Annotated in this window: 21 protein-coding genes and 1 tRNA gene; 9 read left to right on the forward strand and 13 right to left on the reverse strand. The window is 73.3% G+C overall.

Going from position 1 to position 22,087, the window contains the following annotated elements:
• Positions 1 to 11 precede the first annotated feature (11 nt).
• The 3 genes from glpK (at position 12) to ACWCPN_RS11380 (ending at position 4,590) form a co-directional block, all read left to right on the forward strand.
• Entirely contained in the window at positions 12 to 1,550 is a 1,539-nt protein-coding gene (gene glpK, locus ACWCPN_RS11370) for a glycerol kinase GlpK (protein ID WP_199209938.1), read from the forward strand.
• 40 nt (positions 1,551 to 1,590) lie between these two features.
• Positions 1,591 to 3,207: a glycerol-3-phosphate dehydrogenase/oxidase gene (locus tag ACWCPN_RS11375; protein ID WP_199209939.1), complete on the forward strand. Its 1,617-nt coding sequence runs from the start codon at positions 1,591 to 1,593 to the stop codon at positions 3,205 to 3,207.
• Between the two features lie 372 nt (positions 3,208 to 3,579).
• Entirely contained in the window at positions 3,580 to 4,590 is a 1,011-nt protein-coding gene (locus ACWCPN_RS11380; protein ID WP_451204362.1) for a PAC2 family protein, read from the forward strand.
• An 80-nt stretch (positions 4,591 to 4,670) separates the two neighbouring features.
• Here the strand turns inward: ACWCPN_RS11380 and mshC are convergent, their stop codons facing one another.
• The 4 genes from mshC to ACWCPN_RS11400 form a co-directional block, all read right to left on the reverse strand.
• Positions 4,671 to 5,900, reverse strand: coding sequence for a cysteine--1-D-myo-inosityl 2-amino-2-deoxy-alpha-D-glucopyranoside ligase (gene mshC, locus ACWCPN_RS11385; RefSeq protein ID WP_451204364.1), 1,230 nt, complete (start codon positions 5,898 to 5,900; stop codon positions 4,671 to 4,673).
• 93 nt (positions 5,901 to 5,993) lie between these two features.
• On the reverse strand, positions 5,994 to 6,827 hold the full coding sequence (locus ACWCPN_RS11390) for an SCO1664 family protein (protein ID WP_451204366.1): 834 nt from the start codon (positions 6,825 to 6,827) through the stop codon (positions 5,994 to 5,996).
• The gene (locus ACWCPN_RS11395) at positions 6,791 to 7,381 is read right to left on the reverse strand and encodes a DUF3090 domain-containing protein (RefSeq protein WP_451204368.1); all 591 of its coding nucleotides are present in this window, start codon (positions 7,379 to 7,381) and stop codon (positions 6,791 to 6,793) included. Before ACWCPN_RS11395 ends, ACWCPN_RS11390 begins: the two co-directional genes overlap by 37 nt.
• Positions 7,382 to 7,472: 91 nt before the next feature.
• Positions 7,473 to 8,159: a histidine phosphatase family protein gene (locus tag ACWCPN_RS11400; protein ID WP_451204369.1), complete on the reverse strand. Its 687-nt coding sequence runs from the start codon at positions 8,157 to 8,159 to the stop codon at positions 7,473 to 7,475.
• Positions 8,160 to 8,221: 62 nt separating this feature from the next.
• On the opposite strand from ACWCPN_RS11400, the gene ACWCPN_RS11405 reads away from it, so the two are divergent.
• On the forward strand, positions 8,222 to 9,226 hold the full coding sequence (locus tag ACWCPN_RS11405) for a magnesium and cobalt transport protein CorA (protein ID WP_451204538.1): 1,005 nt from the start codon (positions 8,222 to 8,224) through the stop codon (positions 9,224 to 9,226).
• Positions 9,227 to 9,383: 157 nt separating this feature from the next.
• Here ACWCPN_RS11405 and ACWCPN_RS11410 read toward each other — a convergent pair whose 3' ends face one another.
• On the reverse strand, positions 9,384 to 10,439 hold the full coding sequence (locus tag ACWCPN_RS11410) for an LLM class F420-dependent oxidoreductase (protein ID WP_199209944.1): 1,056 nt from the start codon (positions 10,437 to 10,439) through the stop codon (positions 9,384 to 9,386).
• A gap of 198 nt (positions 10,440 to 10,637) precedes the next feature.
• Between ACWCPN_RS11410 and ACWCPN_RS11415 the strand changes: the two genes are divergently transcribed.
• Both ACWCPN_RS11415 and ACWCPN_RS11420 read left to right on the forward strand, forming a co-directional pair.
• Positions 10,638 to 11,618, forward strand: a complete 981-nt coding sequence (locus tag ACWCPN_RS11415; RefSeq protein ID WP_451204372.1) for an aldo/keto reductase — start codon at positions 10,638 to 10,640, stop codon at positions 11,616 to 11,618.
• Complete coding sequence (locus tag ACWCPN_RS11420) at positions 11,615 to 13,774, forward strand: helix-hairpin-helix domain-containing protein (RefSeq protein WP_451204374.1); 2,160 nt, start codon at positions 11,615 to 11,617, stop codon at positions 13,772 to 13,774. Before ACWCPN_RS11415 ends, ACWCPN_RS11420 begins: the two co-directional genes overlap by 4 nt.
• A 78-nt stretch (positions 13,775 to 13,852) precedes the next feature.
• On the opposite strand, the gene ACWCPN_RS11425 is transcribed toward ACWCPN_RS11420, so the two are convergent.
• Positions 13,853 to 14,596 (reverse strand): hypothetical protein, encoded by a 744-nt coding sequence (locus ACWCPN_RS11425; protein WP_451204376.1) that lies wholly within the window; start codon positions 14,594 to 14,596, stop codon positions 13,853 to 13,855.
• Positions 14,597 to 14,643: 47 nt separating this feature from the next.
• On the opposite strand from ACWCPN_RS11425, the gene ACWCPN_RS11430 reads away from it, so the two are divergent.
• The gene (locus tag ACWCPN_RS11430; RefSeq protein WP_030053310.1) at positions 14,644 to 14,832 is read left to right on the forward strand and encodes a DUF5703 family protein; all 189 of its coding nucleotides are present in this window, start codon (positions 14,644 to 14,646) and stop codon (positions 14,830 to 14,832) included.
• Between the two features lie 91 nt (positions 14,833 to 14,923).
• Here ACWCPN_RS11430 and ACWCPN_RS11435 read toward each other — a convergent pair whose 3' ends face one another.
• The 3 genes from ACWCPN_RS11435 to ACWCPN_RS11445 form a co-directional block, all read right to left on the reverse strand.
• Entirely contained in the window at positions 14,924 to 15,712 is a 789-nt protein-coding gene (locus ACWCPN_RS11435; protein WP_451204378.1) for a chaplin family protein, read from the reverse strand.
• A 142-nt stretch (positions 15,713 to 15,854) separates the two neighbouring features.
• Positions 15,855 to 16,088, reverse strand: a complete 234-nt coding sequence (gene chpH / locus ACWCPN_RS11440) for a chaplin ChpH (protein WP_199209947.1) — start codon at positions 16,086 to 16,088, stop codon at positions 15,855 to 15,857.
• Between the two features lie 148 nt (positions 16,089 to 16,236).
• On the reverse strand, positions 16,237 to 17,562 hold the full coding sequence (locus ACWCPN_RS11445) for a M20/M25/M40 family metallo-hydrolase (protein WP_451204381.1): 1,326 nt from the start codon (positions 17,560 to 17,562) through the stop codon (positions 16,237 to 16,239).
• A 199-nt stretch (positions 17,563 to 17,761) separates the two neighbouring features.
• Between ACWCPN_RS11445 and ACWCPN_RS11450 the strand changes: the two genes are divergently transcribed.
• Positions 17,762 to 17,849 (forward strand) — tRNA-Leu (locus tag ACWCPN_RS11450).
• Between the two features lie 73 nt (positions 17,850 to 17,922).
• Here the strand turns inward: ACWCPN_RS11450 and ACWCPN_RS11455 are convergent.
• Genes ACWCPN_RS11455 through ACWCPN_RS11465 form a run of 3 tightly spaced genes read right to left on the reverse strand, consistent with a single transcriptional unit; the run spans position 17,923 to position 20,690 of the window.
• Positions 17,923 to 19,053 (reverse strand): CapA family protein, encoded by a 1,131-nt coding sequence (locus tag ACWCPN_RS11455; RefSeq protein ID WP_451204383.1) that lies wholly within the window; start codon positions 19,051 to 19,053, stop codon positions 17,923 to 17,925.
• Between the two features lie 9 nt (positions 19,054 to 19,062).
• Entirely contained in the window at positions 19,063 to 20,367 is a 1,305-nt protein-coding gene (locus tag ACWCPN_RS11460; RefSeq protein WP_451204385.1) for a phosphoribosyltransferase family protein, read from the reverse strand.
• Positions 20,368 to 20,378: 11 nt separating this feature from the next.
• On the reverse strand, positions 20,379 to 20,690 hold the full coding sequence (locus ACWCPN_RS11465; protein ID WP_365122562.1) for a dsRBD fold-containing protein: 312 nt from the start codon (positions 20,688 to 20,690) through the stop codon (positions 20,379 to 20,381).
• A 132-nt stretch (positions 20,691 to 20,822) separates the two neighbouring features.
• On the opposite strand from ACWCPN_RS11465, the gene ACWCPN_RS11470 reads away from it, so the two are divergent.
• Positions 20,823 to 21,197, forward strand: a complete 375-nt coding sequence (locus ACWCPN_RS11470; protein ID WP_199209950.1) for a YchJ family protein — start codon at positions 20,823 to 20,825, stop codon at positions 21,195 to 21,197.
• Positions 21,198 to 21,255: 58 nt separating this feature from the next.
• Here the strand turns inward: ACWCPN_RS11470 and ACWCPN_RS11475 are convergent, their stop codons facing one another.
• Positions 21,256 to 21,957 (reverse strand): FadR/GntR family transcriptional regulator, encoded by a 702-nt coding sequence (locus tag ACWCPN_RS11475; protein WP_451204388.1) that lies wholly within the window; start codon positions 21,955 to 21,957, stop codon positions 21,256 to 21,258.
• Positions 21,958 to 22,087: the final 130 nt, after the last annotated feature.

Consider the following 22,087-nt stretch of genomic DNA (forward strand, 5'->3'; position numbering starts at 1 on the left):
AGGAGCACACAGTGACCGACGCCCACACCGCAGGCCCGTTCATCGCCGCGATCGACCAGGGCACCACCTCCTCGCGCTGCATCGTGTTCGACAAGGACGGCCGGATCGTCTCCGTCGACCAGAAGGAGCACGAGCAGATCTTCCCGAAGCCGGGCTGGGTCGAGCACAACGCCAACGAGATCTGGACCAACGTCCAGGAAGTCGTCGCGGGCGCCGTCCAGAAGGCCGGCATCACGCGCGACGACATCAAGGCCATCGGCATCACCAACCAGCGCGAGACCACCGTGCTGTGGGACAAGAACACCGGTGAGCCCGTCCACAACGCCATCGTGTGGCAGGACACCCGCACCGACGCCCTCTGCCGCGAGCTGGGCCGCAACGTCGGCCAGGACCGCTTCCGGCGCGAGACCGGCCTGCCGCTGGCCGCCTACTTCGCCGGTCCCAAGGCGCGCTGGCTGCTCGACAACGTCGAAGGCCTCAAGGAGCGCGCCGAGGCGGGCGACATCCTCTTCGGCACCATGGACAGCTGGGTCATCTGGAACCTGACCGGCGGCGTCAACGGCGGCAAGCACGTCACCGACGTCACCAACGCCTCCCGCACCCTCCTCATGAACCTGCACACCATGCGGTGGGACGAGAAGATCGCCGAGTCCATCGGCGTGCCGCTGGCGATGCTGCCCGAGATCCGCCCCTCCGCCGAGGTGTACGGCGAGGTCACCGGCGGCAAGCTCGGCGACCTGCTGGGCGGCATCCCGGTCGCCTCGGCGCTCGGCGACCAGCAGGCGGCCCTGTTCGGCCAGACCTGCTTCTCCGAGGGCGAGACCAAGTCCACCTACGGCACCGGCACCTTCATGGTGATGAACACCGGTGACAAGATCATCAACTCCTACGCCGGTCTGCTGACCACCGTCGGCTACAAGATCGGCGACCAGCCGACGGTGTACGCCCTCGAGGGTTCGATCGCCGTCACGGGCTCCCTGGTGCAGTGGATGCGCGACCAGATGGGCCTGATCTCCACCGCGGCCGAGATCGAGACGCTCGCGCTCTCGGTCGAGGACAACGGCGGCGCCTACTTCGTACCGGCCTTCTCCGGCCTGTTCGCCCCGCACTGGCGTTCCGACGCCCGCGGTGTGATCGCCGGCCTGACCCGGTACGTCACCAAGGCGCACCTCGCCCGCGCGGTCCTGGAGGCCACCGCCTGGCAGACGCGGGAGATCGCCGACGCCATGGTCAAGGACTCCGGCGACGAGCTGGTGACCCTCAAGGTCGACGGCGGCATGACCTCCAACAACCTGCTGATGCAGACCCTCTCGGACGTCCTGGACGCACCGGTCGTGCGCCCGATGGTCGCCGAGACCACCTGCCTCGGCGCCGCCTACGCCGCCGGCCTCGCCGTCGGCTTCTGGTCCAGCACCGACGAACTGCGCGCCAACTGGCGCCGGGCCGCCGAGTGGACCCCCCACATGGACGCGGAGACCCGCGACCGTGAGTACAAGAACTGGCTCAAGGCCGTCGACCGGACCATGGGCTGGATCGAGGACGAGAGCTGAGCTGAGTTCCGACAGCTCTGACGAGGAGTAAGTACCCGACATGACCAGTCAGTCCACCCTGCAGTCCGTGCCTGCCCTGGGAACGCACCCGGCCTCCGGCTCGAACCCGAGCCGAGCCGAGACCAGGGAGCAACTCGCCAAGGCGTCGTACGACCTTCTTGTGATCGGCGGCGGCATCCTGGGCATCTCCACCGCCTGGCACGCCGCGCAGTCCGGACTCAGGGTGGCGCTGGTCGACGCCGGCGACTTCGCCGGTGCCACCTCCTCCGCCTCCTCCAAGCTGCTCCACGGCGGTCTGCGCTACCTGCAGACCGGCGCGGTGAAGCTGGTGGCGGAGAACCACTTCGAGCGCCGTGCGGTCTCCCGCCAGGTGGCCCCCCACCTGGCGAACCCGCTCACGTTCTACCTCCCCGTGTACAAGGGCGGGCCGCACGGCGCGGCGAAGCTCGGCGCGGGCGTCTTCGCCTACTCGGCGCTCTCCGCGTTCGGCGACGGCGTCGGCCACCTGCTCTCCCCCGCCAAGGCGGCGCAGGACGTGCCCGAGCTGCGCACCGACAACCTCAAGGCCGTGGCCGTGTACGGCGACGACCAGATGAACGACGCGCGCATGGCGCTGATGACGGTCCGCGCGGCCGTCGAGTCGGGCGCGGTCGTCCTCAACCACGCCGAGGTCACCGGGCTGCGCTTCACCCGGGGCCGGGTCACCGGCGCCGACCTCAGGGACCGCATATCCGGCTCCGAGTTCGGGGTCAACGCCCGCCTGGTGCTGAACGCGACCGGCCCCTGGGTCGACCACCTGCGCCGGATGGAGGACGCGAACGCGGCGCCCTCGATCCGCCTGTCCAAGGGCGCGCACCTGGTGCTGAAGCGCACCGCCCCGTGGAAGGCCGCGCTCGCCACCCCGATCGACAAGTACCGCATCACCTTCGCCCTCCCCTGGGAGGACATGCTGCTGCTCGGCACCACCGACGAGGAGTACGAGGGCGACCCGGCGGACGTCTCGGTCACCGAGAAGGACATCGCCCAGATCCTGGACGAGGCCGCGTTCTCCGTCCGGGACCAGCAGCTCCAGCGCGACCTGATGACGTACGCCTTCGCCGGCCTGCGGGTGCTGCCGGGCGGTCCCGGCGACACCGCCAAGGCCAAGCGCGAGACGGTCGTGACCGAGGGCAAGGGCGGCATGCTGTCCGTCGCGGGCGGCAAGTGGACGACCTTCCGGCACATCGGCCGCACCGTGATGCAGAAGCTGGAGGAGCTGCCGGGCCACCCGCTCGGCGACGACTTCGAGCCGATCTCCTCGCTGCCGAAGAAGATCCCGCTGCCCGGCGTCGCCAACCCGCGCGCGGTCGCCCACCGCCTGCTGGTGGACAACCCGGCGCCCGGCCCGCGCATGGCCGCCGACACGGCCAAGCACCTGGCGACCCACTACGGCTCCCTGGCCTTCGACATCGCCCGGCTGGCGAACGAGGACCCGGAGCTGGCCCGGCGCGTCCACCCGGACGCCCCGGAGATCTGGGCGCAGGTCGTCTGGGCCCGCGACCACGAGTGGGCCGAGACGACGGACGACGTGCTGCGCCGCCGTACCACGCTGACCATCCGCGGCCTCGCGACCGACGAGATCCGCGCCAAGGTCCAGGACCTGCTCGACGGCAAGTAGGCCCGGGCGGCGGCCGGCCCCCCTCCCTGACCAGGGCCGGCCGCCGCTGCCGCGCCGGAACCCGCCGCACCGGGTCCGGAAGGGCGGAAGGGGCGGCTCCACGCCGATGGAGCCGCCCCTTTCGCTGCCCCTCCCCCGTCGGGGCGGCCGCCGTGCCGCAACCCGCGGTGCCCCGGGCCCCGTTGGGCACGGTCCCGCCGCGGGCCGGGGCGCCGGCGGAGCGGCGCGGTCCGGTGCGGGCGCGCCGGGTGTTCAGGTGTGGCGAACGGGGCAGTGATCCGGGCAGCCCCCGGTCAAGGGGGTCGCGGGCGCTCCCGCCGGACGCCGTAAGGTTGTGTGGTCAGGCGAGAGCACGTCGGAAGGAGGCACTGGGTGATCGAGCTGGAGGGGGTTCCCGAGCTGATCGACCCAGTCATGGTGGCCGCGTTCGAGGGCTGGAACGATGCCGGTGACGCCGCCTCGACGGCGGTCGCGCACCTGGAACGCGAGTGGAAGGGCGAGGTGTTCGCGGCGCTGGACGCCGAGGACTACTACGACTTCCAGGTGAACCGCCCCACGGTGTTCATGGACGGCGGGGTGCGCAAGATCACATGGCCGACGACCAGACTGTCGGTGGTCCGGGTGGGCGGCGACAAACCGCGCGACCTGGTGCTGGTCCGGGGCATCGAACCGTCCATGCGCTGGCGGTCGTTCTGCAACGAACTGCTCGGCTTCGCGCACGAGCTGGGCGTGGAGCTGGTGGTCGTCCTGGGCGCCCTGCTCGGCGACACCCCGCACACGCGTCCGGTGCCGGTCAGCGGGGTCACCTCGGACCCCGACCTGGCGCGCCGCATGGACCTGGAGGAGACCAAGTACGAGGGTCCGACGGGCATCGTCGGTGTCCTGCAGGAGGCCTGCACGCACGCGGGCGTGCCGGCGGTGTCGCTGTGGGCGGCGGTGCCGCACTACGTCTCCCAGCCGCCCAACCCCAAGGCCACGCTGGCCCTGCTCAACCGGCTGGAGGACCTGCTGGACCTGCGCATCCCGCAGGGCGAGCTGCCCGAGGACGCGCGTGCCTGGCAGGTGGGGGTGGACCAGCTCGCCGCCGAGGACAGCGAGGTCGCCGAGTACGTGCAGACGCTGGAGGAGGCCCGGGACACCGCCGAGCTGCCGGAGGCGTCCGGCGAGGCGATCGCCCGCGAGTTCGAGCGCTACCTGCGGCGCCGGGACGTCGGCCCGCCGGGCGGACACGCCACGGCGGAGGGCGGCGAGGGCGGCTCGTTCCGGCGGGACACGCCCCGTGACACCCCCGGCGGGCGCACCCGCCCGCCGAAGCCGGCCAAGCCGGACACGGACACCCCCGGCGGTACGGAGGACGGCGACGAGGACGGCTCGGAGGACTGAGCGAGGACGGAGAAAGGGGCGGTACGCGACTCGCGTACCGCCCCTTCGCCGTCGGTCCGGGCCTGGACCGGGCGGGTGCGTCAGAGGGCCACGCCGAGCAGCGCGTCCACGGCCCGGCTGACCAGACCGGGGGCGCCGGTGTCGGTGCCGCCCTCCCGCTGCTGGAGGTCGGCCCAGCGGTCGACGGCGGCGAGCGCGGCGGGCGCGTCGAGGTCGTCGGCGAGGGCCGCGCGGATCTCCTCGACGAGCGCGTCGGCGGAGGGGCCGTCGGGCCGGGAGACGGCGGCCCGCCAGCGTCCGAGCCGGTCCTCGGCGTCGCGCAGCACCTGGTCGGTCCACTCCCAGTCGGAGCGGTAGTGGTGGGCGAGCAGGGTCAGCCGGATCGCGGCCGGGTCGACGCCGTCGCGGCGCAGCCCGGAGACGAAGACCAGGTTGCCCTTGGACTTCGACATCTTCTCGCCGTGCAGGGCGACCATGCCGGCGTGCACGTACGCCTGGGCCATGGGGAACTCGCCGGTGAGCACCTGGGCGTGCGAGGCGCCCATCTCGTGGTGCGGGAAGGCCAGGTCGGAGCCACCGCCCTGGACGTCGAAGCCCATGCCCAGGTGGTCGAGGGCGATCGCCACGCACTCGATGTGCCAGCCCGGCCGGCCGCGGCCGAGGCTGCCGCCGTCCCAGCTGGGCTCGCCCTCACGGGCGGCCATCCACAGCATCGGGTCCAGCGGGTTCTTCTTGCCCGGCCGGTCCGGGTCGCCGCCGCGCTCGGCCGAGAGCAGCCGCATGGCGGCCGCGTCCAGGCGGGAGACCTGCCCGAAGTGCGGGTCGGCCTCCACGGAGAAGTAGATGTCGCCGTCGAGGTCGTAGGCCGCGCCGAGTTCACGCAGCCGCTCCACGAGCGGGACGATGCCGGGTATGGCCTCGACGGCACCTATGTAGTGCTTGGGGGGGAGCATCCGGAGGGCGGTCATGTCCTCGCGGAAGAGGGCGGTCTCCTTCTCGGCGAGGGCGACCCAGTCGACGCCGTCCCGGTCCGCGCGCTCCAGCAGCGGATCGTCGACGTCGGTGACGTTCTGGACGTAGTGGACCTGCCGCTTGGTGTCGAGCCACACGCGCTGAACGAGGTCGAACGCGTTGTAGGTCGCCGCGTGACCCATGTGGGTCGCGTCGTACGGCGTGATGCCGCAGACGTAGATACGGGCGACGGGACCGGGGTCGAGGGTGACGAGGCCGCCGGTCGCGGTGTCGTGGATCCTCAGGTCGCGGCCCTGACCAGGCAGGGCGGGGACCTCGGAAGCGGGCCAGGCATGCATGTACATGAGCCTAACCGGCCGCGAGCAGCGGATACGAACGGGATCGGCCCGGATGGCCGGTTGTGCGTTCTTGTGGTTGGCGCCGTGATGTGCTCACACGGGCGGCCAGGGGATGGCGGGCCACTCCCCTCCCGGCTCCGGGTGGAGTCCCGCCGCGAGCAGCGCGTCGACCCGCGCGCGTGTGGCGTCGATCTCGGCCGGGGTGATCAGCGGTGCCAGCCGCCCGGCCAGCTCACCGCCCCCGGCGAGGGATCCGCGCAGCGCGCGCAGCACCTCCACGGCCTCGGCCGTGAGCGGTTCCCCGGCCCAGCCCCACAGCAGGGTGCGCAGCTTGTCCTCGGTGTTGAAGGTGACGCCGTGGTCGATGCCGTAGAGCCGGCCCTCCGCGGTGGGCAGCAGGTGGCCGCCCTTGCGGTCGGCGTTGTTGATCACGGCGTCGAGGACGGCCATGCGGCGCAGCCGCTCGTCGTCGGCGTGGACCAGCAGCGCGGTACGGCCCTCGCCCACCTCGGCGAGCCCGATCGCCTTCCAGCCGGGTTCCGGCTCCTCGGCGTCCACCAGGGCGAGCAGCTCGGCCTCGGCGACGGTGTCGATCCAGAGCTGGCACATGCCCTCGCCGTACGGGCCGTCGCGCAGCACGGTCGGCGGGACCAGGCCCCAGCCGGTGGCCTCGGAGACCTCGTAGGCGGCCACCTCGCGGCCGGCCAGGGTGCCGTCGGGGAAGTCCCACAGCGGGCGCTCCCCGGCCACCGGCTTGTACACGCAGGAGGCTTCCCGGCCGTCGAGGGCGACCGTGCAGAACAGCGCCGCGTTGGACGCCTCGCGGATGCGTCCGCGCACGGCCAGCTCACCGCGCGAAAGCAGTTCGGCGGCGCCGTCTTCCGCGGCCGTCACGCTCCGCGGCGGTATCCGTTCTGGCGCGGACATACGTGTCCTTCCGGGTCGAGCGGGAGGCTGCACAGCGGGCACGGCGGCCGCCCGGCGTTGACGACGTCCAGGGCGCGCTTGGCGAAGGCCCTGGCCTGCGCGCCGGTCAGCCGGACCCGCAGCATCGGGGGCCCGTTCTCCTCGTCCTGGAGCAGTCGCTCCTCGGCCTCGGCGAGGTCCTCCTCGGTGTCGGCGTCCAGCTCCACCAGGGCCTGCGCCTCCACGATCATGCGCTGCTCCTCGCCGTCCCAGGCCAGGGCCATGGTGCCGACCCGGAACTCCTCCTCGACGGGGGTGTCCAGCGGGCCGGTGTCGGCGACCTCCGTGGGCGCCACGGCGGGGACGGAGGCGCTGCCGCCGCTGCGCCGTACGACCTCGTCCAGCAGTTCGTCCATGCGCTCGGCGAGTGCGGCGACCTGGGTCTTCTCCAGGGCCACGCTCGTCACCCGGGAGCCGGCGACGGCCTGGAGGAAGAACGTACGGCGTCCGGGCAGCCCGACGGTGCCCGCGACGAAGCGGTCCGGCGGGTCGAAGAGGAACACCTGACGGGACACGTCCTGTCTCCAGTTGGATTCGGGGATTGCTGCGGTGCGGGCCGTGGCGGTTGCGACGGGGTGGATCGCTTCACCCTACTGCGGGCGACGATCACGGTGCGCCCGCACCACCACCGACCGGTGCGTCGCCCTCGCCGGGCTCCTCGCGCGGGGCGAGCGAGGCGAAGTCACCGGTGTCGCCGAGGCGGACGAGGAACGGCCTGAGGCGGGTGTAACGGATCGCTGTGATGGAACACGGTTCCACGGAGATGCGCTGGAAGAGGTCGAGATGGAGCCCGAGGGCGTCGGCGACGAGCGACTTGATGATGTCCCCGTGCGAGCACATGAGGTAGACGGCGTCGGCGCCGTGGTCGCGCTCCACGCGCGCGTTCCACTCGCGCACGGCCTCGGCGGCGCGGGTCTGCATGGCCCGCATGGACTCGCCGCCGGGGAAGGCGGCGGCCGACGGGTGGGCCTGGACGACCTCCATCAGCGGCTCGTCCTTCAGTTCGGCGAGTTTGCGTCCGGACCAGTCGCCGTAGTGGCACTCCCCGACGCGTTCGTCGGTGTGGGCGCGCAGTCCGGGCCGGGCGTCGAGCAGCGGCCGTACGGTCTCCTGGCAGCGTTGCAGGGGGCTGGCGACGACCTCGGCGATCGGCAGTCCCGCGAGCCGTGCGGGCAGCGCGGCGGCCTGTGCGGCGCCGCGCTCGTCGAGGGAGACGCCTGGCGTCCACCCGGCGAGCACGCCCGAGGTGTTGGCGGTCGACCGTCCGTGCCTGACGAGGATCAGCGTGGGCATGCGGCCCAGGGTAAGGGCATCAGTACATGCACTGGTGAACGGGCGAAGGGAGAATGCGCTCCGTGATCGTGGACTGCGCGGTGTACCGGCACGGGCACCGTACCGAGGGCCCCGAGGACCTGTCCGACGCGCTGGAGGAGGCGCGGGCGGCGGGCGGCTTCGTGTGGATCGGGCTGCACGAGCCGTCGGAACGGGAGTTCGACCTGGTCACCCGTGAATTCGGGCTGCATCCGCTGGCGGTCGAGGACGCCCTCAAGGCGCATCAGCGGCCCAAGCTGGAGGTGTACGACGACTCGCTCTTCATGGTCCTCAAGCCGGTGGTGTACGAGCCGGAGGGCGACACCGTCTCGGCCGGGGAGGTCATGGTGTTCGTCGGTGACGGCTTCGTGGTGACGGTCCGGCACGGCGTGGGGGCGCCGCTGGCGGCCGTGCGGCGCCGGCTGGAGGACGACCCGGAGATGCTCGGCAAGGGCCCCACCTCGGTGCTGTACGCGATCTCCGACGCCGTCGTGGACCACTACCTGGAGGTGGCGACGGAACTGCAGACCGACCTGGAGGAGCTGGAGGCGGAGGTGTTCGAGCCGGTGAGCGGCGGGTCGCGGCTCACCGCGTCGCGGATCTACGCGTTCAAGCGGCAGGTGCTGGAGTTCCGCCGGGCGACCGGACCGCTCGCGGTGCCGCTGACCCGGCTGGCCGGCACCGGACCGATCGGCGGGGGCGGCGGCGGGGTGCGGTACGTCGACGACAAGGCGCGGCCGTTCTTCCGGGACGTGAGCGATCACCTCACGCGCGTGAACGAGTCCGTGGAGAGCCTGGACCGGCTGGTGTCGGACATCCTGTCGGCGCACCTGGCGCAGACGAGCGTGCGGCAGAACGACGACATGAGGAAGATCTCCTCCTGGGCGGCGATGGCCGCGGTGCCGACGATGATCGCGGGTGTGTACGGCATGAACTTCGATCACATGCCCGAGCTGCACTGGCTGTGGTCGTACCCAGTGGTGGTCGTGCTGATGGCCGCGCTGGAGGTGCTGCTGTACCGGCAGTTCAAGCGGCGCGGCTGGCTGTGAGCGGGCCGTCGGCGGGCGGCGGGCGGGCCGTCCGTGAGAAGGGAGGCCGGGGGTCGTAACCACCCGGCGTCCGGTGCGTTGTTCAGCGTGACGGCCGTGGCGGGGAAGACCCCCGAGCCCCCACCACGGCCGCAGAACTTCCCGCGGCGGACACGACCTAGCCGAGGCCGGCGCGCTCCAGGGCCTCGCTGCCGGCCCGCAGCGAGGCGATCCGCTCGTCCAGCGTGAAGCCCGCGGGGGCCAGCGAGAGCGTGGTGACACCCGCGGCGGCGTAGGCCTTCATCCGGTCGGCGATGCGGTCCACGGAGCCCAGCAGCGTCGTCCGGTCGATCAGGTCGTGCGGGATCGCGGCCGCGGCGCCCTGCTTGTCGCCGGACAGGTACTTCTCCTGGATCTCGGCGGCCTCCTTCTCGTACCCCATGCGCTGGGCGAGCCGGTTGTAGAAGTTCTGCTTGAAGCTGCCCATGCCGCCGACGTACAGCGCGGTGTAGGGGCGGAAGGTGTCCGCGAGGCGGGACACGTCCTTGTCGTCGCCCACGGCCAGCGGCAGGGTCGGGCAGATGTCGAACCCGTCGAGGGTCTTGCCGGCCTTCTCCCGTCCGGCGCGCAGGTGCGTGATCGTGGTGTCCTCGAGGTGCTCGGCGGACGGGAAGATCAGCAGGGCGCCGTCGGCGATCTCGCCGGTCTGCTCCAGGTTCTTCGGGCCGATGGCGGCGATGTACAGCGGGATGTGCTCGCGCTGCGGGTGCACGGTCAGCTTGATCGGCTTGCCCGGGCCGCCGGGCAGCGGCAGCGTCCAGTGCTCGCCCTCGAACGACAGCCGCTCGCGGGTCATCGCCCTGCGGACGATCTCCACGTACTCGCGGGTGCGGGAGAGCGGCTTGTCGAACCTGACGCCGTACCAGCCCTCGGAGACCTGCGGGCCGGAGACGCCGAGGCCGAGCCGGAAGCGGCCCTGGGACAGCGAGTCCAGGGTGGCCGCGGTCATCGCGGTCATGGCCGGCTGCCGGGCCGGGATCTGGAAGATCGCCGAGCCCACGTCGATGCGCTCGGTCTGGGCGGCGACCCAGCTGAGCACGGTGGCCGCGTCCGAGCCGTAGGCCTCGGCGGCCCAGCACACGGCGTAGCCCAGCCGCTCGGCCTCCTGCGCGACGGCCAGATTGTCCGCGTCCATCCCGGCACCCCAGTAGCCGAGGTTGATCCCGAGCTGCATGGCCGAATCCCCTTACCCATGAGTAACGTCCGTTGGCTGCGACCTTAGCGAGCCGGGGCCGTCCCCGCACAGTCCCCGTCCGCCGCTCCCGGCCGGTGCGGGTGCCGGCGGGGCGCGGAAATCCGGGCGCCCGCCCGGGCGGATCCGGTTGTCCACAGGCAACCCACGGCAGCAGTTCTGGCCAGTAATCTCCCGCACATGGAGCAGAGGCATCTCGGCCGCACCGGCCTGCGCGTGTCCCGCATCGGGCTCGGCACCCTCACCTGGGGCCGGGACACCGACGAGCACGACGCCGCGGACATGCTGAAGACCTTCTGGGAGGCCGGCGGCACCCTCGTCGACACCGCGGACGTGTACGGCGACGGTGAGGCGGAGTACCTGCTGGGGCGGCTCATGGACGGCCTGGTGCCCCGCCGGGACCTGGTGATCTCCACCAAGGCGGGCAGCGTTGCGGACCCGGAGCGCCGCGTCGACGGATCCCGCGGCCATCTGCTCGCCGCCCTGGACGCCTCCCTCGCCCGCCTCGGCACCGACCACGTCGACCTGTGGCAGATCCACGCCTTCGATCCCGGCACCCCGCTGGAGGAGACCCTCCACGCCCTCGACCTGGCGGTCAGCAGCGGCCGGGCCCGGTACGTGGGCGTAGCCGACTTCTGCGGCTGGCAGCTCGCCAAGGCGGCCACCTGGCAGCTCGCCGCGCCGGGCCGCACCCCGCTGGCCGGCACCCAGCTCGAGTACTCGCTGCTCCAGCGCGGCGCCGAGCGCGAGGTGCTGCCCGCCGCGCTCGACCTGGGCGTCGGTCTGCTGCCCTCCTCCCCGCTGGGCCGCGGTGTGCTCACCGGCAAGTACCGGCACACCACTCCGGCGGACTCGCGCGGCGCCTCCGAGCACCTCGCGCCGTTCGTCGAGCCGTACCTCGACGACACCGCCTCGCACATCGTGGACGCCGTCACGACGGCCGCGGACGGGCTCGCGGTCACCCCGCTCCAGGTGGCCCTCGCCTGGGTCAGGGACCGGCCCGGTGTGGCCGCCCCGGTCGTCGGCGCGCGCAACGCGCAGCAGCTCACGGCGGCACTGTCAGTGGAGGCGCTTAGTCTTCCTGACGAGATCTGCCGGGCGCTGGACGATGTGTCGGCGCCCGTGCACCGCTATCCCGATCACGACTGGAGCACGCTGTGAGCACGGAGCCGGAGACCACGGAGGACACCGGGCCCGAGGGCCCGGACGCCCCGGAGAGCCCGGACACTGAGCGGACCCCGGAGCAGGACGCGGCGGCCGGCGGCGGCCCGGGAAGCACGGGCGCGGAGCCCGCGGGCGACGCGGGCGGGCCGGAGCTGTCCGAGGCGGAGGCCGAGCTGGCCGCGCAACGGATGGAGCGGGAGCGGATCGAGCGGCGCAAGGCCGGGCGTACGGCGCCCATCGCGAGCGGGACCGCGCTCAGCGGGAAGGCGGCCGACCTGCTCGCCGCGGTCCGGGCGGTGGAGAGCGGCGAGCAGCCGGCCACCGCGGTGTTCGCCGAGCCCGCGGCCCCCCGTCGCCCGGCCCCCGAGCCGGTCCGGCGGCCGCAGCCCGCCCCGGCCGCGGCACCCGCCGTCCACGGGCCCGCCCCCGAGGCCGTGGAGGCCGTGCGGCGGGTGCTCGCCGAGGGCGGAGCGCCCGAGGCCCTGGCCGTCCAGGTCGCGTCGGGACTCGGCGAGGGCGCCGACACCGCGCTGCGCGAGGATCCCTGGCAGCTCCTGCGGATCGGCGGGGTGCGGCCGGAGCAGGCCGACGGGTTCGCGCGGGCGCTGCTCGGCGCGGAGTGCGGCCCGGACGACGAACGGCGGGGCCGCGCGATGACCGTCTGGCTGCTGGAGCAGGCGGCGCTGGCCGGTCACACCGCGCTGGAACTGACGGCGCTCACCGCGGCCCTGGCGCGGCGCGGCGTGCCGGACCCGGACGCGGCGGTGCAGAGCACGGTCGCCGAGGCGGAGGCGCTGCTCTTCCAGGACGCCCTGGAGGAACCGGGCGCCCCGGCCCCGCGGGAGGACGGCGACGAGGAGGAGCGCCCGGTCCGGGTCCTCGCCGGTCTGGAGCGGTACGCGCTCGCCGAGGAGAGTCTCGCCGACGGCCTGGCCCGACTGGTCAACTCGCTGCCGAAGGAGGCCCCGGGGCCCTGGGAGGCGGCCGCCGCCGGGGCGTCCGGCGGCGGGGCCGAACTGGCCCGCGCGGTCGCCGGGCACGCCCTGGTGCTGCACACCGGCGGGGAGACCGCCCGCGCCGAACCGGCCGCGCTGTTCGGCGCGGCCCGGGCGGCCGGGCTGCGCGCCTTCGCCGTCTGCCACACCACGGACGGTGCCCGTCGCCTCGCCGCCCTGCTCGGTGACGCCGGGGGCACCCCGGCCGCCGGCACGGTCGCCGGGGTCCTCTCCGGGGCCGAGGGGCCCGGCCGGGACGCGGAGGGCGCGCTGGACCTGGATCTGCTGATCGTGCTGGACGCGCCCCAACTCGACGTGGAGAGCGGCGCCATGCTGGTGGAGTCCCTGCCCGACGGGGCCCGGCTGGTGCTCAGCGGCGACCCCTCGGTGCTGTGGTCGGCCGGCCCCGGCCGGGTCTTCGCCGATCTGCTGGCCGCCCGCGCCTGTCCGCAGATCGCCTCCCGGACCCCCGACCCCGGCCCGCTGGGCGAGCTGGTCTCCGGCGTCGGGGCCGGTGAACTGAACCAGGTGGATGCGCCCGGCAAGGAGATCGTCATCGTTCCGGTGCGGGACGCGGGCGAGGCCGTGCACCGGACCGTGCAACTGGTCGCGGACTCGGTGCCGCGGGCGATCGGGGTACCGCCCGAGCAGACGGTGGTGATCACCCCGGGCCACGGCGGCTCCGCCGGCACCCGGGCGCTGAACACCGTGCTGAAGGAACGCCTCAACCCGGGGCCCGGCCGCTTCGGCGGCTTCGATCCCGGCGACCGGATCGCCTACTCCCCCGCCCCGGGCCGTACGGTGCCGGGCCGCGTGGTGGACGCAGACGCCGCCGGGCTGCGTCTGGAGTGCGCGGGCGAGCCCGTCGTCGTGCCCCGGGAGCGGGTGGAGCAGTCGGTGCGGCACGGCTGGGCGCTGACCGCGCACCAGGCGGTGGGCGGCCGCTGGCCGGCCGCGGTGGTGGTGCTGCCGGGCGACGCCGCGCAGACCCTCACCAGACCCTGGGTGTACACGGCGTTCGGCCGGGCCGAGCGCCATCTGTCGGTGGTGCACGGTGTGGAGCAGGCACTGCCGAGGGCCGTGGCGGAGGCCGGGCCGGGGCCCCGGACGACCCGTCTGCAGACGCTGCTGCGCGCCCAGGTCCCCGCGGCGGGCTGACCGGCCCGCCGGTCCCGCACCCGGCGACGGCGGCGGTTCCGCGGGGGCCGGTGGCCCCGGTGGCGCCGCCGGACCGGGTCACCGCTCGGCGTCGAGCGGCTCCAGGTCGTCGTCGCCGTCCAGTTCGTCGTCGGCGTCGTCGCCGTCCAGGTCGTCGAGGGCCTCGTCGTCGATGCCGTCGTCCTCGTGGTCCTCGTCGGCGTCCTCGTGGTCCTCGTCGAACACGGCGCTGACGTCGAACCGGCACAGCACCCGCTCCGGGTCGACCTCGTCGAAGGGGGCCTCCAGCCACTCACCGGGGTCGGCCGGCTCGTCGGCGGCGGTGACCCAGAGCGTGGAGTCGCCCTCCTCCAGGCCGAACTCCTTGTGCCGGGAGGCGATCTCGTCCGGTTCGAACTCGCCGAAGAGGACACCGAGCGCCCCGGGGACGGTCGCGGCGGCCTCCTCGTTGGCGCCCTCGCCGTCCTCGTACTCCGCCGCCTCGACCCGCTGGGCCTGGGCCAGCAGCCGCTGGGGCTCCGCCACGGAGTAGTCGCGGCGGATCAGCACGCTGACGGCGTTCGGCTCCCCGGGGCCCGAGTACGGCGGCAGCGACTCCTCCGCACCGGGGATCTCGAACGGCGTGACCTCGTCGTAGCGGTCGTAGAGCAGCTCGTCGTACGCCTCGGCGGCCGACGCCAGCTCGTTGAACGCCTCGTACACGGCCTGGTCGTCCTCCCCCGTCCTGCGTTCGACCGCGGCCAGGTGACGGTCGAGAGCGGTCTTGACCGCCTCGACGGCGGCGCGTACCTCGGCAGCGGTGGGCTGCGCAGCATCAGACATAGTGCAGACGCTATCCGTACCGGGCACCAGCCCGCACAATAGATGCGATGCCGGAATACGAATTTGTCGACGTGTACGTGCCTCGCGGGGTGTCCCGCAAGGACGCCACGCGTCTGCTGACGGACCATGCCGAGTACGGACACTGGGAGTTGGACCGACTGAGCCTGCTGCGCGACGGCAGCCGCAAGGTGCGGTTGCGCCGACGGATCATCCGCCAGGTGCGGGCCACGTGGTGAGGCAGGACGACGCATGACCAACGGAGCGGGCCCCGCCGTCGACGGCGGGGCCCGCTCCGGTTTTCCCGGCCTCCCGGCCACGGTGTTCCGGTCAGGCGGCGCGGGCCTTGCGGTACAGCACCGCGCCCGCGAGCAGCGCGCCCGCGCCGGCCGGCAGCGCGATCCCGAGCGGCATCTCGCTTCCGGTGTGGGCGAGCTGACCACCGCCCACGGACTGTTCCGCACCACCGCCCTGCGTCCTGACCTGGGACGAACCGTGCGGCGTCCGGCCGGTGTCGGTGGGCGGAGTGGCCGGCGTGCCCGGGTGACCGGGGTTGCCGGGGTGATGGGGCGTACCCGGGTTGCCGGGGTGATGGGGCGTGCCCGGGTGACCGGGAGTACCGGGGTGCCCCGGAGTGCCCGGGTTACCGGGGTGACCCGGGTGCCCGGGGTTGCCGGGCGGGTTGTGGTGCCCGCCGCCGTTGGCGCATTCGTTGCCCCCGGTGGCGTTGCCGACGCCCACGACGTCCACGCTGTTGCCGCACGCGTTCACCGGGACGTCCACCGGCACCTGGACGGTGTTGCCGGAGCCGACGCCGGGCGAGTGGTCGCTGCGGCCGCTCGCGTGGGAGCCGCCGTGGCCGCTCGCGCCGCTGCCGCCGTGGTTGGCGCACGCGTTGCCCACGGCCGGGTTGAGGAGCCCGACCACGTTCACGGTGTTGCCGCAGACGTTCACCGGAACGTGCACCGGCGCCTGCACGGTGTTGCCGGACAGCACGCCCGGCGATCCGTTGGCGGATCCGGCCGCTCCGGCGTCGGCGTGTGCGTAGCCGCTCGCGGCGGCGATGACGCCGGTGGCGGCGGCCATGGTCATAAGACTTTTGCGGGTGCTCTGTCGCATTACGGAATTCCCCCCTGCCTTCGATGATGTCTGTACACTCCGCGAAAAGGAATTCGACGGAGAAAGGCCGGTCGGCCCCGGAGCGCATGGCACGCGCTCCGGGGCCGACGGCTCGCAAAGGACGCCCCTCGGGGAGCCGGTGTCAGTCGTTGACGCAGGCGTTGCCGAAGGCGGGGTTCAGGAGCCCGATCACGTCGACCGTGTTGCCGCAGACGTTCACCGGAACGTGGACGGGCACCTGGATGACGTTGCCGGAGACGACACCCGGCGAGTGCGTGGCGGCACCCTGGGCACCCGAGTCGGCGACGGCCAGGCCCGCGCCCGCGAGAACCAGACCACCGGTGGCGGCCGCGGCAGCGACGACCTTCTTGATCATTTATTCCTCCTAGTTGACAATGCGATCCCAAGGTGCGGGGATCACATCACCTGTAACGAGGAGGGGGTAATGAGGCTACGAGCTTATCGTCGCATTCACTCTTCTCAGTCGATCTCGCACAGCCGCCCGATTACCTCGGCCCAAGGCGTCACGACGCGTCGATGAACCGGTCGAGCACCCGGACACCGAACTGCAGCCCGTCGACCGGCACCCGCTCGTCCACGCCGTGGAACATGCCGGCGAAGTCCAGCTCCGGCGGCAGCTTCAGCGGAGCGAAGCCGAAGCCGCGGATGCCGAGGTCGTCGAAGGACTTGGCGTCGGTACCGCCGGAGAGCATGTAGGGGATCGCCTTGGCGGTGGGGTCCTCGGCGAGCAGCGCGGACTGCATGGCCTCGACCAGCGCGCCGTCGAAGGTGGTCTCGACCGCCTTGTCGGCGTGCACGTCCTCCCGGCGGACGTTCGGTCCGAGGAGCCGGTCGAGGTCGCCGAGGAACTCGTCCTCGTGCCCCGGCAGGAAGCGGCCGTCGATGTGCGCGGTGGCCTCGCCGGGGATGACGTTGACCTTGTAGCCGGCGCCGAGCTGGGTGGGGTTGGCGGTGTTGGAGAGGGTCGCGCCGATGAGCTTGGCGATGCCGCCGAGCTTGGCGAGGGTGGCCTCCATGTCCTCCGGGTCCAGCTCGGTGCCGAGCGCGTCGCCGAGCTCGTCCAGGAAGGCCCGGGTGGTCTTGGTGACCCGGACCGGGAAGCGGTGCCGGCCGACCCGGGCGACGGCCTCGGACAGCTCGGTGATGGCGTTGTCCCGGTGGATCATCGACCCGTGCCCGGCGGTGCCGGCCACGGTCAGCTTCATCCAGTGCATGCCCTTCTCGGCGGTCTGGATCAGGTAGAGCCGCCGCTGCTCGTTCACCGTGAACGAGAAACCGCCGACCTCGCTGATCGCCTCGGTGACGCCCTCGAACAGGCCGCGGTGGTTGTCGACCAGGTGGCGCGCGCCGTACGTACCGCCCGCCTCCTCGTCGGCGAGGAAGGCGACCACGATGTCGCGCGGGGGCCGGCGGCCGCTGCGGAGCCGGTCGCGCACGACCGCCAGGGTCATCGCGTCCATGTCCTTCATGTCGACGGCACCGCGCCCCCACACGCACCCGTCGGCGACCTCGCCGGAGAACGGGTCGTGGGTCCAGTCGGCGGCGTTGGCCGGTACGACGTCCAGGTGGCCGTGGATGAGCAGCGCGGGCCGGGACGGGTCCTCGCCCTCGATACGTGCCACGGTGGAGGCGCGTCCCGGGTGCGACTCGAAGATCTCCGGCTCCAGCCCGACCTCGGCGAGCTTCTCGGCGACGTACTCGGCGGCAGCCCGTTCGCCGGGTCCCGAGTGGTCGCCGTAGTTGCTGGTGTCGAACCGGATCAGCTCACGGCAGAGGTCCACGACCTCGTCCTCGCCGGTGACGCCCCTGGCGTTGTCCGTCTCGCTCACGCTGATTCCTCCCACTGTCACTGCTGGTGGTCCCGTCCATCCTCCCTCCGGCCCCGCCCAGCGCCCAAGAGCGGGTCCGGCCCGTCACGCGCCGTTCACGCCGGACCGGCCGCGGGGACGGGGTGTGATCGGCCACCCCCGAAAGCCTGGTAGTGTTTCCTTCGTCGCCGCGGGGGAAACCCCGCACGACAGACACCTTGTCCGGGTGGCGGAATGGCAGACGCGCTAGCTTGAGGTGCTAGTGCCCTTTATCGGGCGTGGGGGTTCAAGTCCCCCCTCGGACACCAGTGAGGCCCCCGCTCCGCGGGGGCCTTTCGCATGCCCCGACGGTGCCGTCCGAACCGCGGGCCGGGCGGCGCCTCATCTGGGCGCCGTGGCGCGCAGGGGGCGTGCGGTGAGGGTGCCGTCGTCGCTCCGCTCGACGCGGGTGCCGAGGTCGCGGCCGCACCGGTCGAGCACGGTGAGCAGCCAGGCGGTGTCGTCGGCCGAGGCCCGTTCCAGGCGCATCCGGCGGGCCCGCAGGGGCACCATCCGCAGGCGGGTCAACCGGCCCGTGCCCTCCTCCAGGGTCACCAGGTACAGCAGGCGCAGGTCGTCCCGGTAGCGCTCGTAGCCGCTGATGCCCTCGTAGTCGTCGACGAGGTCGCCGCAGCCGTACAGGACGAGCCGGCCCCGGTACACCTCTGGGGCGCGCGGATGGTGGGAGGAGTGGCCGTGGACGACGTCCACGCCGGCGTCGACGAGGGCGTGGGCGAAGCGGACCTCGCCGCGGGGGATCCCGTATCCCCAGTTGGGGCCCCAGTGGACGGAGACGACGACGAGGTCGGCGGGCCGCCGGAGCTGGCGCAGGCAGTCGGCGAAGGCGGCCGCGCCGGCCGGGGTCGGCGCGGGGATCAGGGCCACGCCGGCGCGGTCGGCGGTGGCGGCCCAGCCGTGCGGGATGCCGCTGGAGGGCATGCCGAAGGAGAAGACGAGGACGCGTCCGCCCGACCTCAGGGGCACGGCGGCGGGCCGCCAGGCCGCGACCGCTTCGGGGCCCGCTCCGGCCGTGCGCAGCCCGGCCCCGGCCAGGCTGTCCAGCGTCTCCGCCAGGCCGCGCGGCCCGAAGTCGAGCACGTGGTTGTTGGCGAGGGCGCAGACGTCGGGGCGGGCCGCGGCGAGGCAGGGCAGGTTGGCGGGGTTCATCCGGTAGTGCACGGCCTTGCCGGGCGCGAAGTCCCCGTCCTGGGTGACGGCCGTCTCCAGGTTGATCACCCGCACGTCGGGCGCGGCCCGGTCCAGGCAGGGCAGTGCCTCGCCCCAGGGCCAGGCCGGGCCCACCGGGCGGGGTATCGGGCCGTTCGCGGCCTCGGCGAGGGCAACGTAGTCCCGGGCGTCGCGCACGTAGTCCTCGCGCAGGGCGGGGTCGCCGGGGTGCGGGAGGATCTGGTCGACGCCCCGGCCGAGCATGACGTCACCGGCGAGGAACAGGGTGACGGCGCCTTCGCGCATGGCCCCGGCCTACACGTGCGCGGGAGCCATGTGGTCGGTGAACCAGTCGCGGGCCAGTTCGGTCACCCGCTCCAGCGTGCCGGGCTCCTCGAAGAGATGGGTGGCGCCGGGCACCACCTCGAGCCGGCTCTCGCAGCGCAGCGCGGCCCGCGCCCGCCGGTTGAGTTCGAGCACCTGCCGGTCGGCGCCGCCCACGATGAGCAGGGTGGGCGCGGTCACCTCGGGCAGCCTGGGCCCGGCGAGGTCGGGGCGGCCTCCGCGGGAGACGACGGCGGCGGGACGGGCCTGCGGTTCGGCGGCGGCCCACAGGGCGGCGGCCGCGCCGGTGCTGGCGCCGAAGTAGCCCACCGCGAGCCCTTCGGCGTCGGGTTCCTCGCGCAGCCACCGGGTGACGTCGCGGAGCCGGCCGGCGAGCAGGCCGATGTCGAAGACGTTGGCCCGGTCGCGCTCCTCGTCCTCGGTGAGCAGGTCGAAGAGCAGGGTGCCGAGTCCGGCCCGGTTCAGCCCCTCGGCGACGAACCGGTTGCGGGGGCTGTGCCGGCCGCTGCCGCTGCCGTGGGCGAAGGCCACGATCCCCGTCGCGCCCGCGGGGAGGGTGAGCCGCCCGCGCAGCCGGACGGCTCCGGCGGCGATCTCCGCCTCCCGGTCCCCGGGACCGGTGCCGGCGAAGCGTTCGTGGCGGTGGGCCGCCTGCCGCAGCCAGGCGGTGACCTCGTCGTCGGCGACCTGGGTGAAGTCGCCGTAGAACTGGCCGATCGCGTAGAAGTCCGCGGGGGTGGCCAGGCAGACCAGGTCGTCGGCCTCCCCGGCGAGCCGGTCCGGGAAGTCCCAGGGGGCGACGGGGACCGCGAGCACGGTCCGGGCGGCGCCGCGGGCCCGGGCGATCCGGCAGGCGACCCGCGCGGTGGAGCCGGTGGCGACGCCGTCGTCGACGATCACGGCGGTGCGGCCGGCGACCGCGGCCGGCCGGCGGTCGCCGCGGTAGCGGGCGGCGCGCTGCGCGAGGACGGCGCGCTCGTGCGTCTCGACCCGGTCCAGGTCGGCCGGGGAGACCCCGACGCCGCGCAGCACCTCCTGGTTGATGACGCGGACACCGTCCTCGCCGATGGCGCCCATGCCCAGCTCGGGCTGGCTGGGCACGCCCAGCTTGCGGACCATGCAGACGTCCAGCGGGGCGTCGAGGGCCTCGGCGACCTGCGCGCCGACCGGGATCCCGCCCCGGGGCAGGCCGAGCACCACGACGTCCTGGCCTCTGAGGTACTCGAGGCGGGCGCCAAGCCGCCGTCCCGCCTCGAGCCGGTCGGTGAAGAGCACGGTGGGCTCCCTCATTCCCGGGACAGCCAGAGCGGCGCGGGGGCCTCCCGGTCGGTCGCGCCCATCTCCTTCATGTCGCCCGCGGCCGCGCGCAGCAGCACCCGGCCCATGGCGATCAGCGCGCGTCCGGCGGCCAGTTCGTCGCCGATGTCGGGCACCGCCGTGTCGTAGGGGTTGCGGCGGGCCTCGGCGCGGCTCTCCAGGACGTTGTCTCCGGTGTCCAGGACGATCCGGGCGGTGGTGTCCGGGTCGTGTTCGGACAGGTACAGGTTCAGCCGCCATTCCTTGACGGACGGAGGACGGCTGCTCAGGGGTCGAGTCATCGTCCGCCTCTCCTCATTGCGCTGCGAGGCCAACGGGACGCGCCGGCGCGCGTCACCCCTTCCACTGTGCACCGGCCGGGCGGGGGCCGCCCGGCGGCGGTCCGGTGCGGCGGTCCGGGCAGAATGCGGGGCATGACCACGCGCGCCTGCCCCTGCGGACTTCCCCTGCCCTACGACGCCTGCTGCGGCCGTTTCCACTCCGGTGCGGCCGCCGCTCCGACCGCCGAGGCGCTGATGCGGTCGCGGTACTGCGCCTTCGTCCGGGGGGACGCGGAGTACCTGCGGCGGACGTGGCACCCGAGGACCCGGCCGGAGCGGCTGGAGCTGGATCCCCGGACGAGGTGGACGGGGCTGGAGATCCTGGAGACCGGGGAGGGTTCGGCGTTCCACCGCGCGGGGACGGTGACCTTCCGCGCCTCCTACCGGGGCGGTTCGCTGCACGAGCGGAGCAGGTTCGAGCGGGTGGACGGGGCGTGGGTGTACGTCGACGGGGACTTCCTCGACTGATCCCGGCCGGGGGCGTGCGGTCCGGCCCCCTCTCCGGCGCGGTTCCCTCTCCGGCAGGTCAGGGTGCCAGGATGTCCAGTTCCTGGAGGGCGCCCTCGGTGATCTCCCGGGTGAGCCGTTCGGCGCGGGCGCGGTCGCCTTCGCGGACCGCCTCGGCGACCTGGACGTGCAGGGTGACGGCCGCCGGGTCGGGGTCCTCGAACATGACCTCGTGGTGGGTGCGCCCGGCCAGCACCTCGGCGACGACGTCGCCGAGGCGGGCGAACATCTCGTTGCCGGAGGCTGTCAGGATGATCCGGTGGAAGGCCATGTCGTGGACCAGGTAGTCCTGGAGCCGGTGTCCGCGTGAGTTGGCCACCATGCCGAGGGCGCACTCGGTGAGTTCGGCGCACTGCTCGGGTGTGGCGTGGGTGGCGGCGAGGCCGGCGGCCACCGGTTCGACGGCGGAGCGCAGCACGGTCAAAGAGCGCAGTTGGTGCGGGCGGTCGGCGCCCGCCAGCCGCCACCGGATGACCTGCGGGTCGTAGACGTTCCACTCGCACTTGGGGCGGACGGTGACGCCGACCCGGCGGCGGGACTCGACCAGGTGCATGGACTCCAGCACCCGCACCGCCTCGCGCATCACGGACCGTGAGACCTCGAAGTGCTGTGCCAGCTCGTCGGTGCGCAGCACGCTGCCCGGCGGGTACTCCCCCGCGGTGATCGCGGGACCGAGGGTGTCCAGTACGCGGCCGTGCAACCCCCGGCCCGGTGTGCTCATGGAGTCAGCGTACGGCCTGGATCACGGCGACAAAAAGTCAGACTTATATGTCACACACTCTTGTATTCGTCCTACCTAATAGGTTTCAGTGTGGCGACGCCGAAGTGGCGTCGGATGTCGAGGAAGACAG

Source organism: Streptomyces sp. NPDC002386, from assembly GCF_053593175.1.

Excerpts from the sequence above, each read along its gene's own strand:
- ACWCPN_RS11400 (WP_451204369.1), bottom strand. The coding sequence starts at position 8,159 with ATGCCCACGCTGATCCTCGTCAGGCACGGACGGTCGACCGCCAACACC.
- ACWCPN_RS11425 (WP_451204376.1), bottom strand. The coding sequence starts at position 14,596 with ATGTCTGATGCTGCGCAGCCCACCGCTGCCGAGGTACGCGCCGCCGTC.
- ACWCPN_RS11390 (WP_451204366.1), bottom strand. The coding sequence starts at position 6,827 with ATGTCCGCGCCAGAACGGATACCGCCGCGGAGCGTGACGGCCGCGGAA.
- ACWCPN_RS11415 (WP_451204372.1), top strand. The coding sequence starts at position 10,638 with ATGGAGCAGAGGCATCTCGGCCGCACCGGCCTGCGCGTGTCCCGCATC.
- ACWCPN_RS11470 (WP_199209950.1), top strand. The coding sequence starts at position 20,823 with ATGACCACGCGCGCCTGCCCCTGCGGACTTCCCCTGCCCTACGACGCC.
- chpH (WP_199209947.1), bottom strand. The coding sequence starts at position 16,088 with ATGATCAAGAAGGTCGTCGCTGCCGCGGCCGCCACCGGTGGTCTGGTT.
- ACWCPN_RS11435 (WP_451204378.1), bottom strand. The coding sequence starts at position 15,712 with ATGCGACAGAGCACCCGCAAAAGTCTTATGACCATGGCCGCCGCCACC.
- ACWCPN_RS11475 (WP_451204388.1), bottom strand. The coding sequence starts at position 21,957 with ATGAGCACACCGGGCCGGGGGTTGCACGGCCGCGTACTGGACACCCTC.
- ACWCPN_RS11455 (WP_451204383.1), bottom strand. The coding sequence starts at position 19,053 with ATGCGCGAAGGCGCCGTCACCCTGTTCCTCGCCGGTGACGTCATGCTC.
- ACWCPN_RS11375 (WP_199209939.1), top strand. The coding sequence starts at position 1,591 with ATGACCAGTCAGTCCACCCTGCAGTCCGTGCCTGCCCTGGGAACGCAC.
- ACWCPN_RS11410 (WP_199209944.1), bottom strand. The coding sequence starts at position 10,439 with ATGCAGCTCGGGATCAACCTCGGCTACTGGGGTGCCGGGATGGACGCG.
- ACWCPN_RS11430 (WP_030053310.1), top strand. The coding sequence starts at position 14,644 with ATGCCGGAATACGAATTTGTCGACGTGTACGTGCCTCGCGGGGTGTCC.
- mshC (WP_451204364.1), bottom strand. The coding sequence starts at position 5,900 with ATGCATGCCTGGCCCGCTTCCGAGGTCCCCGCCCTGCCTGGTCAGGGC.
- ACWCPN_RS11465 (WP_365122562.1), bottom strand. The coding sequence starts at position 20,690 with ATGACTCGACCCCTGAGCAGCCGTCCTCCGTCCGTCAAGGAATGGCGG.